Source organism: Planococcus lenghuensis, assembly GCF_001999905.1.
Taxonomy (GTDB): domain Bacteria; phylum Bacillota; class Bacilli; order Bacillales_A; family Planococcaceae; genus Indiicoccus; species Indiicoccus lenghuensis.
Genome location: NZ_CP019640.1, coordinates 1,892,367 through 1,906,382 on the forward strand (window position 1 = coordinate 1,892,367; position 14,016 = coordinate 1,906,382).

Genomic DNA, 14,016 nt, shown 5'->3' on the forward strand with positions numbered 1-14,016 from the left:
AGTAAACCCAATAGGGCTTACAGCAGGAATCATCTATCTGTTTTCCAATTACTGCTCATTCATTGAAGCGCATTTCGCCTGGTACGACGACGCGGAACGGAAAAGTGGTTTCTTCTCCATCCGCAGTCACGGCAATCACCGTCATATCCATCGTTCCGGCTGCGTGCAGCAGATTACCGGTTACTTTGAATTCATTGGCTCCGGTATGGAATGCGTCGTATCCGACCTCATAGCGGGGCGGCATCGACAGGACGACTTCCGCATCCGTCACTTCCTGCCCGTCGAATGTGAGCGTCAGCACATTGAGTCCCGCTTCAAGCGGCGTCAGTTCCGCATGAAGTTCAAGACCGGCGGCAGTTGCCACTACGGGATACAAGCCCTGTTCCGCCGCCTTCGGAGTGGAGACGACGAGTAAAGACGCCGCCAGCAGCGCAATGATGCCATACACGACTTCCGCCTTCCCCCGGGTGGCGACGATATGCACAGCTTGTGCTGAGAGCCGTTTGATCGTCCGGCGCTGCAGGAATCCGACGATTGCGATCAGGATGGTGACGGCGAGCTTGATCATGACCGTTTTCCCCCATTCACTTTCAAGGAAACTCGCCGCTGAAAACGACGGCACAAAAGCAAATGTCATATAAATGCCGGTTGCTGTGATGAGCACCAGGCTGCCGAGTGCCCAATTGGAATAACGCGGAAGTGCTGCAAGCAAGACATCGCTCATTTCCTGCTTGCGCGGCAGGAGGATGAGCGCCAGTAACCCGCCGATCCAGCCGGCGACGGCCAATAGATGCAAGCTGCTTGCGGCAATCGACCACACACCGCCATATTGCGGATAAGCGGAATGGCCGGTCACAAGCGGCGTCAATACGATGGCAACACCGCCAAGCACCGCCCCGGCCCGGCCGGTGAACAGGGCGAGTGCCAATAATGCCAGTTGCACAAGCGGCACCCAGACGAATTTCAGCGACAGGAACTGACGCGCGGACAAGTTGCCCAAGTCCGCCTGCATCGTCAAGAGGACAATCGCAACACCGGCGGCAGCAAGCACCCATAATCCGAGCGATACCCGGCGCCAGCGCGCAAAGCGATGCCCCGGTAAAATAACGGCGTTAAAAAACAGCACGCCGAACAAAGCCGCCATGCCGGTGAACCACAGCCAGTAGCCGATTTGCTTGATGCCGGCGCTTTCGAATAAATCCAGCTGCTCCACGGCCGTTCCACTCCCTTGAGTGATCGGCGTGAATTCATCCACGGCAAAATAAAACACGTCCAGCGTATCAGGCTGCAACGCATCCGGGTCGGCCGGCCGGGCATACCAGGTTACTTGATACGTACCCGCGTGGAGCGGTTCCGTGAACTCGACTGTCAAATGTGTCGAATCATTCGGATCCACGACCGGGTCAGTCGTGAAAAACGGCTGCTGCTGATCGTCAAACACGCCGACAGCCGTGAGCGTCGCCGGTTGATTGAACCAGAACTCCAGCGTCTCGGGCGAACCGGTGGTGATGTCTCCGTCATCAGGTGAATAACGGAGCAGCTTCAATTCCTCTGCCGGTGCCGGGGCGTCTGCCTGTTTCGGTGCCGTCACCCGAAATTTCAGCTCTTCTTCCACGACGTAGCCATCCGGTGCGATCACATTCACGATGGCTGTATACGTGCCGGGCGGGAGGTCGCCTGGCACCCGGCTTACAATATGGGTGGCATCAGCCGGGTCGATCTCCGCCGGACTGACTGGCAGAGGTTCCCCGAGCCCATTGACGAGCCGGACTGATTCCGCATGCACAGAAACCGGATCCCGGAACCAGAACTCGAGCGTTTCTGGGTTTTCGGTCAATGCCGCGTCCGTTTCCGGATAAGTGTCTTCCAATGTAGAATGCGCGAGCGCCGGTACCCCCGGCAGCAACAACCCGAGCAGGGTGACCGCTGCCAAGAACGCGCCGCTTAATCGCTTGATCACGTATACCAACTTCCTCTCTTGCAATTACTTATCACCGCTTCTTCTTCCATCCAACACGCCAGTAGACGATACCCACCGTGAGGAGCGGCAGGCCCATCCACAGGCAGACTTGCACAAACGTCCCAAAAAATGAAGCTGACCCCGGATCAAACAACAAGCCGCCCGACATCGTCAGACATAATAACCCGGCGATGATTAAACTTACAGCGATCGCCAATTCTGTTTTAGTCACTGGGCCGCCTCCTTCCTAACCGGAAACCGGAGCGTGAACCGGGTACCGGTGCCCGGTTCGCTTGCCACGTCAATCGTGCCGCCCTGCAGTTCCGTCAATTGCTTCACGATGGCCAGGCCGAGCCCCGTACCGCCGAATTCCCGGGACCGCGATTTTTCCACCCGGTAAAACCGGTCGAACACATGCGGCAAATCTGTCGCCGGAATGCCGGAGCCTGTATCCGCCACGGTGATTTCCATCATATCTGTTTGAGCCGAGACTGTGACGGTGATCGTTCCGCTCTCTGTATACTTCACAGCGTTATCCACTAAATTCGTGAAGATCTGTTCCATGCGGGCGCCGTCCGCTTCGACTGATGGCGCGGTATCGGGCCGCCGGAAGATCATGTCAATGCCTTTTTGCTGTGCCTGCATCCGTGTTTTCATAACGGCGTTTTCCGCCACTTCTATGATATCGACTTCTTCAAAGACCAAGGCGATTTTGCCTTCTTCCATTTTGGACAGTTCAAACAAATCCTGCACGAGACGCGACATGCGGTCCGTCTCCTGGCGGATGATCCGGATGTAGTGCTGCTGTTCTTCTTCCGTTTGATACAATTTGTTTTCAAGCGCACTGGCATAGCCCTCGAGATACGTCATCGGCGTCTGCAGTTCATGGGAAACGTCAGCAAAAAACTGCCGGCGGTTTTGCCGGTATTGCTGCAGTTCCACGGCCAAGTCATTGATGGCCGCGGCAAGCGCGCCCACTTCATCATGACCACCGGCGGCAACCCGCGTTGCGAGATCGCCTTTTGCCATTTTGCGCGCTGCCCGTGCCATATCGACGAGCGGATCCGACAGCCGGCGGGACAGGATGAGTGTAAATCCAAGCGCGAGCAGCACGGCACCCGTCGCCGATAAAATCACCGACTGGCGGACAGCGGCGAGGGATTGATACAGATCTTCCGCGGCATCCAACACAAACACCGCCCCGATCAATTCATCCTGTTCGACGATCGGCTTGCCGATACTCAAATAGCGGATACCGGTGACCGGGTCCACGTATTCTTCCTGGCGGGTTGCACTGTCGGTCAGCTGGGCCAGTTCCGCCGAAGCCACGCGTCTGCCTTCCGGAAGTCCTGCCACACCGGAGTTCGCCACGACCATGCCTTCATCATCCACAACGACGATCGGCCGGTCTGTCAGCGATGACAGCCGCTCAAACAACACAAGCTGTTCTGTCCCCAGCGACGTAATCGATGCGGCATAGCGGTCGGACAGCCGGTCCAGTTCTTCTTCCGTTTCGTTAAAATAAAAATTCGCAAACAATTGATTTAATACAAAGCCGAGCGGCAGCACGATGGCCAGTACAAGCACCAGCATGCTCGCCCCCAGTTTGACGACGATGCTCGTCTGCTTCATTGCGCCGCGTCCGGCCGCTGAAACGTATAGCCTTTGCCCCACACTGTCCGGATCGGATTGAACGACAAGCCGTGCTTCCGGAATTTCTCCCGCACATTTTTTACATGGGTATCCGCCGTGCGCATCTCGCGCACTTCATGGATGCCCCATACGCGGTCCATCAACATCTCCCGCGTGAAGATGATTTTCGGGTGGGTGGCGAGCAGCTCGATCAAATCGAATTCCTTCGGTGTCAGATCGAGCACTGAGGTGCCGGCGTAGACGAGCCGGGCCTGCCGGTCGATCTTTAAATCGGCGATTTGGATGACGTCTTCCGCGTCAGTCGGCGGCGTCAGCTGGGAGCGCCGGATCAGCGCTTTTACCCGCGCCACCAATTCCTCGGCATTGAACGGTTTCACGAGGTAATCGTCCGCACCGGCCGATAACCCCTCGACTTTATCTTTCACATCGCCTCTTGCCGTCAGCATCAAAATCGGCACTTGGCTCGTTTCCCGGATCTTCGCGCACACTTCCCAGCCATCCATGCCGGGCATCATAATATCGAGAATCACCAGGCTGAACCGCTGCTGAGCCAGCAAAGCAAGTGCCTCCGGTCCGTCCGCCGCTTCCGCCGTTTCGAAATGCGCAAACAAATGAACTTTCAACAAATTCCGCATATTCCATTCATCGTCCACAATCAGTATCCGTTCCCGGCCCTCCATTGCACCTCACTCCTTATCGTTCCATCTCATGCTTGCTTCCGTTTACACTGACTCGGATGGTCGTAATTGTCGCCTCAAACGGTCCAGTACATCAGCGTATCAAGAATCCCCAATACGATGAGCGCCACACCGGCGACCCGCTGGACAATCAGCCCGACTTTCCGGCCTTTTTTCAAAATTGCCCCACCGGCTCCATAATACCAGATCAGGAAGATCGCGATAAACAGCGGCAATGATGTGCCGATCGCGAACACGCCCGGCAGCGCCAATCCATACGGCGTGCCAAGCGCCACCGGCATGAGCGTGAAAAAGAACAGAATGAACATTGTCGGGCAAAAACCGAGTGAGAATCCGGCGCCTAATAGGAAAGAACCCGCCTTGCCGTCCCGGGTCAGCCGGTCGGGCAGCTTGAAGAGTGTCCAGTTTTTGCGAATCGTAATGACGCCAAGCAATACGGTTCCCACAATAATGAACAGCGGGCCGGTCATTTTCCGGATCCACGGAAAATAAGCGGTCAATTCGTTTTCCACACCGCTTCCGACTAGCCAGACGAGCAGGCCGAGACCAGTGAATACCGTGATTTTTCCAAGATTGAAGAACAAAACATCCCGCCAGGCGAGGCCTTGCTGCAAGGATTTATTCCCATAGTACGTTACAGCTCCAATATTTCCAGTGAATTGGCACGGCGCCATCGCACCGATGATGCCCAGTAAAAAGGCGAAAACGAGCGGGACGCCTTCTAGCCCGGCCGAAAGGTTCAGGAATGGATCCATAAGCCAACTGCTCAATTGACTGATTAATGTGTACACCGGTCATCACCGTCTTTCATGAAAGTCATTCGTATTATTGTAAACAAAAACCGTGTAGAAAATATGAAGTTCTGCTGAGGCAGCCTATTCCAGTGAAAAACCGCAAACTGAACAGCCAAAGGAAGGAATTGAAGCAGAATTCCGATTTTCAATTATTACAATGGCAGCGGAAAATATCCGTCTTAAGACACCATTCTTCTCTTTGTTTCCTTGTCATGCCAACACTTCTGCGCCTTTTGTTTCAATTATTAAGAACATCACAGACTGTAACAGAAATATTAGAGTATCTTCACAAAGCCATTACAAGGGTTTATTTTGCATTTATCCATGATACACTGAGCTAGGCTTCAACAGAGAAGCAACTTCGAGAATTCGTGCATCAAGATAAATGAAATCAAGAATCATCATTATAGCGTATATAAATGTTGCAGACACGGACCCACAAAACTATCTTGCGGATGGCCAGTTACCGGATGGTACGAATGGATTCCCGCTACAAAGGAGCACGTTATCATTATGAAAAGAACCAAAAAAGCGTTACTCGCCCTTACTGCTACTGTCGCCTTGTCTTCTGCCGTCGCCGCACCAGCAAGTGCAGCGACCTATAAAGTTCAATCCGGTGACAGCCTCTGGGCGATTGCCCAGAGCTACGGCACATCCGTTTCCAGCCTGCAGTCGATCAACGGCATTTCCGGCCACCTGATCTACCCGGGCCAGTCCATCCGGACAAGCGGCGGCTCTTCATCCAGCTCGGCACCGAGCGTGAAAGCGCAGTATGAAAGCAATTCGTACTCATCGGTCGCAAGTATCGCAAAGCAGTACGCGGGCGTTCCTTATGTTTGGGGCGGATCGTCACCGGCCGGTTTTGACTGCAGCGGCTTCATCTACTACACGCTGAACAAAGCGGGCCATGATGTCGGCCGTACGAATGCCCAAGGCTATTACAACATGGCGGATAAAGTGAGCAACCCGCAGCCGGGCGACCTCGTGTTCTTCGCCGGCACGTACAAAGCGGGCATCTCGCATGTAGGGATCTACCTCGGCAACGGCAAAATGATCTCTGCTAACGGCGGCAGCGTCAACGTTGATAGCGTCTACGGCCCATACTGGGGCGACCATTTCGCTGGATTCGGCAGAATATAATATAATTCCAGTCATAATGAAACCCGACCAGGTAATTCCTGGTCGGGTTTTTTGCGTATACTCATGAAAACGGGAAAGCTCATTTTCCAGAATAAAGGGAATCTATACTTTCTGTTGAAGTTAACCTTATAAGGAGGTGTTGCAGATGATCCGGATATTCAGCCTGATTTTCGGCACGTTGTCGATTGTGGTCTTAGGGCTGATGCTGACCGTACCAACAGCGGATGAATTTGAAACATGGACAGCAGATGCACAAGGCATCACGTGCGATGATCCGCTGGAAAGGGAAGCGGAATTCAATTGCCGGCACAATGACGCCATCCTCTCGGAAAAGTCCCGGCATATCCGAGATAGCGGTCTATTCATGACAGCGGAAAAAACGTATCGGGACCAAGACGGGAACGATATCACTGTCCGGGCGCTCGGTGTCTTTAACACATTCGTTGAAATGGAAGACAGCCAGGCTTGGGAAATCATCAACTAAGCTCGCGTGCAGCTTGATTTACTGCGGTTCAACCGATAAAAGATGATCCGTTCGATTGAAATCCCGGATCAGCCATTGTTCTTCCTGGAAATGAATGTGGCTGATGCTCGCATTCGTCAGTTTCGTCTTGCCGGAGCCGATCTCCCCATTGGACAATTCCGAAAGAAGGGCATTAATAACGCCGCCATGCGACACGAGCAGGACATTGCGGTCCGGGAAGTTCTGACGGATCTCCGCAAGACCATCCAGTACGCGACGGGTAAGGTCCGCCCATTCCTCCTGTCCGGGATAGATCCGGTCCGGGAAAATCGCCGCCCGGTCAGCCAACGTCATGCCTTCCGCCTGACCGAAGCCCCGTTCCACGAAATTCTCCATTTCATATAGCGGCAGATTCAATTCCGCATTGATGATTTCAGCGGTTTCTTTGGTGCGCGCCAACGGACTCGTGATCATTACATCCCAGTCAGCGGTTTTCAAATGGGAGGCACTTGCTGCTGCCTGCCGCTTGCCGGTTTCGTTGAGCGGGATATCGGTCTGCCCTTGAATCCGCTCCATTGCGTTCCAATCGGTTTCGCCGTGCCGGATCAAATAAATGATGGTCATTCAAATTCCCCTCCTCTTTCAAGTAAATTTAGTAGGTCAAATACGGCTATATGATTCACTTCATCTTTCTGAATTAATGAATAATATTACCACATATAGGATGGGTCAACAATCGGAAACTTATCCCAGGTGACATGAATTTTTATCGATGCCTCCGCGAATGATAAACAGTCCAAGCAAAAAAAACGCCATTTCGAGTTAAAACGGCGTTTTTTTCTATCAATTAGCGAATCACGGGCTTGGCCGGTTTCGTACAGCCCGTAAACCGAAGAACACGAGAAGGACAGCGAGGGCGATGATCACGCCCGCTAGGATCCAAAGTCCCTGGCCGCTGTCTTGTTCAACCGATGCCGGAGCGGCGGACGGGATCTCTTCTCCTCGAAGCACCCGCTCGAAGACTGCCGCTTCATCTGCGTCTTGCCGGATCACTTCACCATCCTGCAGCTCAATCATGCCATTCGGTCCGCCGACTGGCACCATGAACGCTTCTTCGGATGGAGCCAAAAAGAGCAGGAATTCGCCGCCACTGTCCTGGAACTCCTTCACCCAGCCGGTATCATATATATCAATGCCGGCAATGAGGGAGTCTTCCGCCGTTCCTTTGATCTGTTCAGTGACATTGAACGGATAGCCCTGAAAAATAAAATCCCCTTCCACTGGTGTATCAGTAAAATCATACGTTCCGGTTACAATCACTTCAGCTTCCTGCACCACTTCTTCTGCCGGGACGTCTGCGGATACGCTTCTCCAGTACCTGTACCGCTACCAGCACTTCTTTAAGTGGCTGCTCAGAGAAGGCCATACTGATGCAGCAAACGTCTCTTCTATCCCCTATGAAGTGCTTGAGAAATTCCGGAAACAGGACGTGGAGCTGTATATTGAATTTCTGCGGGAGGAGTCGATCAATTACGAAAAGGAGACGACGAAAAAACGTGGAGATGCTGTCGTTAACCTCTCAGTTCATGCTTTGAAATCCCTATTCAATTACCTGACGAAGGAAACTGAACATGAGGACGGTGAGTCGTACTTCTATCGGAACGTGATGAGCAAAATCATTCTTCACACAAAAAAAGAGACGGCCAGCCGCCGTGCTCAGAAAATCAGTTCCGTTATCCTAAATGAACAAGAAATTAGTGAGTTCCTTCATTTCGTTGAACACGAATATGAAGAAACCTTAGAAAGTAACATTGCAAAACAGCGATTCAACCGAGATAAAGAGAGAGATTTAGCCATCCTCTCCCTCTTCCTTGGCAGTGGCATCCGGCTTGGCGAAACAGCGCGCATGCTACTAAAGAAAGTGAACCTAAAAAAACAAGTGATCGATATCAGACGGAAAGGCAGCAAAGAGGATACGGTGAATGTCATGGATCAGGCGATCGAGCATGTGAGAGCGTATCTGGATATCCGAGAAAGCCGCTATAAAGGCGCTAAGGATGTTCCGTTCCTATTCGTCACGTTATATGGAGGCACTGCCCGCCCTCTCTCTCGTCGAGCCATCGAAAATTGGTTGCGAAGTACACTGCGGCATTTGCTCAGGGAGAGGGCATGAGTTCGCACAAATTGCGACATAGTTTTGGGGCGGATTTTATCCGAAATGGTGGAAGTATCGTGTTATTACGTGACCAGTTAGGTCATAGCAACATTGAAACCACTTCTTTATATACGAATCTCTCCAATAAAGATCTAGAACAAGTGCTTAACCGAATGGAAAAAAACCGTATACAAAAACGGCAACCCAATATCTCTGATCAAACATCTAAATAACGTAAAACCAGTCTCTTGGTATGTTTTATAAAAAGTTGTAGAGATGCTAAATTTAAATTAAAAGAGATTAGCTTTAGCTATCATCAAGGGAGATCTTTTGACATGAAAAAACGATCTGGCTCGATTGTGCCAGATCGTTTTTTTCTGTTTTCTCTGAAGACAGCCGCGGTTATAAATTATATCGGCTATCGTCTACTAATACGCCATATACCCGATGACCGTAACAACCGGCCAAGCGGCCAGCACGATAAAAAGAAAAAATAAGCCGAGCCCCTTCAAAAATGTCTTTCCGTCCATTCGGTATTTATTAAACAAGAGGACGATCAGCCAAATGGGCATGGCGATAAAAATATTGAATCCAATAACATATAAAGCAGTTTCAGTAAAATGTGTATTGAGCTCGTTTCCGCTTTTACCCCTATTGATGGCAAAATCGAATAAGACGAAAACGAAGAGTGTTAACACTGCAATGAAATGATAATACACCCAAGCTTTTTTCATTTGGCACCTCGTTTAATATGGTTCATTCTTTGCCTATCGCAACGTGTTAATGGAAATGAGTTCTCCATTGACCATTTTAAATACAGACCACGTTGTTCCTATACGGCTTTGTGGAACTGTATATTCTGTATAGCCAGAAGATGTATATACTTTCACCTTTGCATCTGAATTAGAAAGCGCATTGCTCCCACTAGTGTAACGGTTTGTATAATCATGGACATAGTATTGGTAGGTTCCATTCTCATTGTTGCTTATTTTAATACCGTTTATCGTTACTGTTTCTGGACCATATGATGATACGTCATCCAAATCCAACTCGGCATGCAATTGCCCATTCTCATAATATTTCTTATTTGAGTAACTGATGTGAAATTGTCCGCCGCTTGCCGATTCACCGATTAAGTGGGAATCCAAGTCTCTCGGGCTTGCACCCCATTCCAGCACAATCCTCATCTCATTTTCATTTAGTTGAGGAGAAAGCGTTACTTGCCTTACGACTTCTCGGCCACCGATAACCACTACATTAATATAGTTTATAGCAAATCCTGGCTTGGTTACTTCCATGGTATAGTACCCGGTCGGCAAATTTTCAAAAACATATTCTCCATTTGAGTTACTTATTGCCCTGGCTATAGAATTTCCGGTTTTCGCATTGAAGTTTTTCCGCAAAACGATTTCCGCATCGCTAATCGCTCTTCCTGTATCAGCTTGGATTACATTCCCTTTCAAAATACCATCACGCAGATTTTCATATTCTGAAGGAATTTGCAGAAGGGTTTCTAGAAATTTTTCTTCATTTTCCGCAAGTGATAACCCCTGATATTCCAATGGAATGTAGCCAGCTTTTGTAATGACTAAATTTAATCCCTCTCCTGCAGGTAGGCTAAGGGTGTATACACCATCGCTGTTAGATCGGATTTGATTTCCCATAGGGGTTCGATCCTCATTAAACCCTTGAATATCAGCATTTTCGATTGCTTCTTCAGTAATCGCATCTCTAATCACTCCATTAACTTTTGAAGTGCCAGTCTGGATATATCTATTTAAGTACTCGTTAATATCGTTGATACTTTCTCGAGTTTCGCTGCCTTCTAGGAATCGGTTCATATCCCAACTCGTATCTGCTCCATCCACCCATTGAGTAACAGATTTTTCTTTATCGGTAAACGGTGGAAATTTAGCGTTCCCCAACGAAGGTACATCTACCCATGCTCCACTAAATGATAAGGCTGAAAAATCATTGTGACTTGTCTGAGTCAAATCCAATTTCTGCAATGAATAGTGGTTAAAATTATTTGAATTTACATCACTCGAATTTGGAAGAAGAATATTACGACCGTGCAGATTATCAATCGGTCGTTGGTTGAAATCTGTCTCCGTTAAATCTCTCAATAGACCAGTCTGATCTTCCGCGTCCCACCAAGACGGCACCCCTGCTCCATCCACTACATAACGTCCGCTTACAGGGAACAAAGCATGGGCTCCCTGTGCTACCGGGATAATTGGGTGATTCTCGTATTGAGGAACCTCCTCTGAAAACGGAATTTTTATTCTAGAACTTTTCCAATAATAATCATCACCAATGAGGTGCATTGTCTGACCTTCAAGATGACCTGAGACCACTACATTCTTTATTTCATTTGCTGCTGTAAGCTCAATAGTAATACTTTCCCTGTCAAAGTTATGTCTTGCCATCTCTTTGTTTGCTTTGATTGTTTTAGGATCATATGCATAGATGAAATGATAATTGATAAATTTGCGGTTATCCCTTTCCATATATGAATAATAGACAGTTGAATTATCACGACTGCCAGTAATCTCATTGAGTCCGATTCTATCTCCGCCGCCAATCGTGTCTCCTCCATTAATTAGATAGGAGGAATGGCCATAATTGTTCCTGTCCCTGGGATGCGATCACATTAAGACCACAGACAATAAAAGAAAAGGAGTCTCATTTATTCGTGTGACTCCTTCCAATGGTTTTATCTATGATTTACATCACTTACTATATTTCTTGTTCTTTATTAACGCTTAAGTAATCAGCCCTTGTTATTTTTGATACTCACAAAGCTCAATCAATGTTCCATCAGTTGATACAGGATTAATATAAATGAGCTTTCTCCCCCGGGAGTTCACACGTAGTGTGTCCTCCAAAAAGCGTACTCCGTTTTGACGAGCCTCAAGTATTGCTTGATCCAAATCGTCTACTTGATACGCAACATGATGGACTCCTTTTCCTTTTTGTCTTATAAATCGAGCTATAGGTGAATCATTATTCGTCGGTTCCAATAATTCAATGGTTTGACCATTAGTTTCCATTACAGCCACATGTACTTCAACGCCAGCTGTGTTGCTAGTGTAACGATCTGTTAATGAACCGTTTAACACATTCAAATAAAAAGGCAGAGCTTCATCAATGCTTCTAACGGCTACTCCAATGTGATCTAAAACAGCTTCCAAACTAATTCCTCCTTTTAGTATCACCAGAAAGTATACACTACGTGAACTACCCACCACTTAATTTCCTTCGAAAATTTGAAGTGGGGGCTTCAGGGAGACTTCGCTCCCTTCTTTTATTGCTTGGTCATCCACGGGGCTAACGCCCGATGTCACAAGCCTTGAATTCGTGGCGTCCCAGCCACTACTGATCGTGATCGGAATTAGTTCGACACAGGATCTGCCAAGAACCCCGTGTCCAGCAAGGCGTGGATTCCGTAGTTTTTGAGATTGAGGGCCGCATTATGGTCCCGATCCAATTCCGCATGGCAGCTTTCACACGCATACGTCCGCTCGGAAAGCCGCAGACGTTCTTTTTTGTGTCCGCAGGCGCTGCACAGCTTACTTGATGGGAAGAACCGATCAGCGACAATATAATGCTTTCCCTTTCGTTCCGCCTTGTATTTCAGCATGCCGCGGAACATCCCGAATCCATTGTCATGCAGTTTCTTGCCGAGCTTCAGGCACTGCGCCAAATTCGTCAAATCCAGGTCTTCCACCACAATCGCATCGTAATCATTGGTTATCTGATGACTGCGCTTGTGAAGGAAATCGTTCCGCTGGTTGGCCGCCTTCGCCATGGTCTTTTGATAGTGTACAACTGTTTGCCGGTAGTTCTTCGAATAGACAGGCTGTCCGTTTTCATCTTTCATCGCGCGTTCTTTCATCCGGGCCAGTGATTTGTTCAGCCGCCGCTGCCGTTTCCCGATCAATTCATGGAAACGCGGATAGCCCGCTTTTTTCCCGTCGCTGTCCACGTATAAACCGGATTGGCTGTAGTCCAATGCGGTCATGTTGGCTGCCAAGACCGTTTCCTTCAGCGGTGCTTTTTCGAACGGATAGTCCACAGAAATCGATGCCAGATATCGGGTGCCTTCCCGCTTGAGGGTCACTTTTTTAACCAGCCCATCGGCGGGCAGTTCCCGATGCAATCGAACGGGTATACCTTCAGGGAATTTCGGAATCCGCAGAAACGTCGCGCCGTCCCTCGGCTCGATGCGGATATTCCCATTCGTCTGGTTGGTTGTATAGCTGAATCCGCCTTGCTTTTTACTGTGGAATTTCGGCAGCCCCTTGACATCTTGAAGGGAAGGCACATAGCCGGCTTTCATCTTTTTCTGTACAGATTTCTTGTAGTGCAGCGGGCGCGTACCGTAGGTCTCGTTATATTTTTTGATGGCTGCCTGAAAACGGATTTTGGCATCGTTGTACACAAACGAATCAGTCGACCGATCCAGGAAATCATAGCGCTGGGTGATCGTCGTGTAATTCGGAACCCTGTAGGTCAGAAACCCGCCTGAAAACCCGACGGCTTCCAAGTGGTCGTACAATCCCGCGACGTATTCGTTGTACACTTTCCGCTCACATCCGAATGCCATCTCCAGACACTGCTTCTGTTCATCCGTCGGAAAAATGGCATAACGGAACGCGCCTGTTATCCACCCGTCAGGCAATTGCTTTTTCGTGCCTTTGATGTGACGTCCCTTCTTGTCAGCCGCCATGACGATGCCTCCTTCCTGTTCATTCATTGCCATTTGCACACCGGAACTCACGTTCTGTTTATGTCGAATATACAGGCTATTTTGACAAAAAGAAAAGAAAAAATGTCGGCATTCGCCGACCGAAGTTCATCCCCCCTGCTCGCTCCGCTGCCTGAGGATGGGGACTTCTTTCGGAGCTCGTTAAAAAAACCGAAAGCATAAAGTGCATAGTGCCATATTGCTCTTCTTTTCGGACCGAGTTCATTTTCATTAAGTTAAAACTACCTCTTTCAAGGCCTCGTGAAAGTCTCGTGTCTCGAGGGCAATCAATCCATATTGAGTAATCATACTTATCGATTAACCCATCACGAAGGGAATAAAAACCTTCTATATTAGAACGTGTTCGCTATTGGACTCTTGCTTTTGAAAACGACCTTTAGTT

General features: G+C 49.3%; 15 protein-coding genes. 4 read left to right on the forward strand and 11 right to left on the reverse strand.

Going from position 1 to position 14,016, the window contains the following annotated elements:
- Positions 1 to 55: 55 nt before the first annotated feature.
- The 5 genes from B0X71_RS09730 to B0X71_RS09750 form a co-directional block, all read right to left on the reverse strand.
- Positions 56 to 1,960 carry a copper resistance protein CopC gene (locus B0X71_RS09730; RefSeq protein WP_198038561.1) on the reverse strand — a complete coding sequence of 635 codons (1,905 nt, stop codon included), beginning with the start codon at positions 1,958 to 1,960 and terminating at the stop codon, positions 56 to 58.
- 31 nt (positions 1,961 to 1,991) lie between these two features.
- Positions 1,992 to 2,192 carry a hypothetical protein gene (locus B0X71_RS09735; RefSeq protein WP_077589224.1) on the reverse strand — a complete coding sequence of 67 codons (201 nt, stop codon included), beginning with the start codon at positions 2,190 to 2,192 and terminating at the stop codon, positions 1,992 to 1,994.
- Entirely contained in the window at positions 2,189 to 3,592 is a 1,404-nt protein-coding gene (locus B0X71_RS09740; RefSeq protein ID WP_077589225.1) for a sensor histidine kinase, read from the reverse strand. Before B0X71_RS09740 ends, B0X71_RS09735 begins: the two co-directional genes overlap by 4 nt.
- Positions 3,589 to 4,293, reverse strand: a complete 705-nt coding sequence (locus B0X71_RS09745) for a response regulator transcription factor (RefSeq protein WP_077589226.1) — start codon at positions 4,291 to 4,293, stop codon at positions 3,589 to 3,591. Before B0X71_RS09745 ends, B0X71_RS09740 begins: the two co-directional genes overlap by 4 nt.
- 74 nt (positions 4,294 to 4,367) lie before the next feature.
- Positions 4,368 to 5,102, reverse strand: coding sequence for an urease accessory protein UreH domain-containing protein (locus B0X71_RS09750; protein WP_077589227.1), 735 nt, complete (start codon positions 5,100 to 5,102; stop codon positions 4,368 to 4,370).
- Positions 5,103 to 5,618: 516 nt separating this feature from the next.
- On the opposite strand from B0X71_RS09750, the gene B0X71_RS09755 reads away from it, so the two are divergent.
- Positions 5,619 to 6,245, forward strand: coding sequence for a C40 family peptidase (locus B0X71_RS09755; protein WP_077589228.1), 627 nt, complete (start codon positions 5,619 to 5,621; stop codon positions 6,243 to 6,245).
- A 145-nt stretch (positions 6,246 to 6,390) separates the two neighbouring features.
- On the forward strand, positions 6,391 to 6,729 hold the full coding sequence (locus tag B0X71_RS09760; protein WP_077589229.1) for a hypothetical protein: 339 nt from the start codon (positions 6,391 to 6,393) through the stop codon (positions 6,727 to 6,729).
- Positions 6,730 to 6,747: 18 nt separating this feature from the next.
- On the opposite strand, the gene B0X71_RS09765 is transcribed toward B0X71_RS09760, so the two are convergent.
- Together B0X71_RS09765 and B0X71_RS09770 are read right to left on the reverse strand one after the other, a co-directional pair.
- Positions 6,748 to 7,332, reverse strand: a complete 585-nt coding sequence (locus B0X71_RS09765; RefSeq protein WP_077589230.1) for a histidine phosphatase family protein — start codon at positions 7,330 to 7,332, stop codon at positions 6,748 to 6,750.
- A gap of 231 nt (positions 7,333 to 7,563) precedes the next feature.
- A complete protein-coding gene (locus B0X71_RS09770) occupies positions 7,564 to 8,043 on the reverse strand; it encodes a hypothetical protein (protein ID WP_156889842.1) in 480 nt (159 codons plus the stop codon).
- A gap of 43 nt (positions 8,044 to 8,086) precedes the next feature.
- Here B0X71_RS09770 and xerS point away from each other — a divergent pair, with 43 nt between their 5' ends.
- Together xerS and B0X71_RS21765 are read left to right on the forward strand one after the other, a co-directional pair.
- Positions 8,087 to 8,881, forward strand: a complete 795-nt coding sequence (xerS, locus tag B0X71_RS09775) for a tyrosine recombinase XerS (protein WP_408634143.1) — start codon at positions 8,087 to 8,089, stop codon at positions 8,879 to 8,881.
- Complete coding sequence (locus B0X71_RS21765; RefSeq protein ID WP_408634091.1) at positions 8,878 to 9,096, forward strand: tyrosine-type recombinase/integrase; 219 nt, start codon at positions 8,878 to 8,880, stop codon at positions 9,094 to 9,096. The genes xerS and B0X71_RS21765 overlap by 4 nt, the downstream gene beginning before the upstream one ends.
- A 195-nt stretch (positions 9,097 to 9,291) precedes the next feature.
- Here B0X71_RS21765 and B0X71_RS09780 read toward each other — a convergent pair whose 3' ends face one another.
- The 4 genes from B0X71_RS09780 to B0X71_RS09795 form a co-directional block, all read right to left on the reverse strand.
- Entirely contained in the window at positions 9,292 to 9,597 is a 306-nt protein-coding gene (locus B0X71_RS09780; protein ID WP_077589232.1) for a hypothetical protein, read from the reverse strand.
- 33 nt (positions 9,598 to 9,630) lie between these two features.
- Positions 9,631 to 11,292, reverse strand: a complete 1,662-nt coding sequence (locus tag B0X71_RS09785; RefSeq protein WP_198038563.1) for a carboxypeptidase regulatory-like domain-containing protein — start codon at positions 11,290 to 11,292, stop codon at positions 9,631 to 9,633.
- Between the two features lie 354 nt (positions 11,293 to 11,646).
- Positions 11,647 to 12,057, reverse strand: coding sequence for a methylmalonyl-CoA epimerase (gene mce / locus B0X71_RS09790; RefSeq protein ID WP_077589234.1), 411 nt, complete (start codon positions 12,055 to 12,057; stop codon positions 11,647 to 11,649).
- Between the two features lie 200 nt (positions 12,058 to 12,257).
- Entirely contained in the window at positions 12,258 to 13,595 is a 1,338-nt protein-coding gene (locus B0X71_RS09795) for an RNA-guided endonuclease InsQ/TnpB family protein (RefSeq protein ID WP_198038564.1), read from the reverse strand.
- Positions 13,596 to 14,016 lie beyond the last annotated feature (421 nt).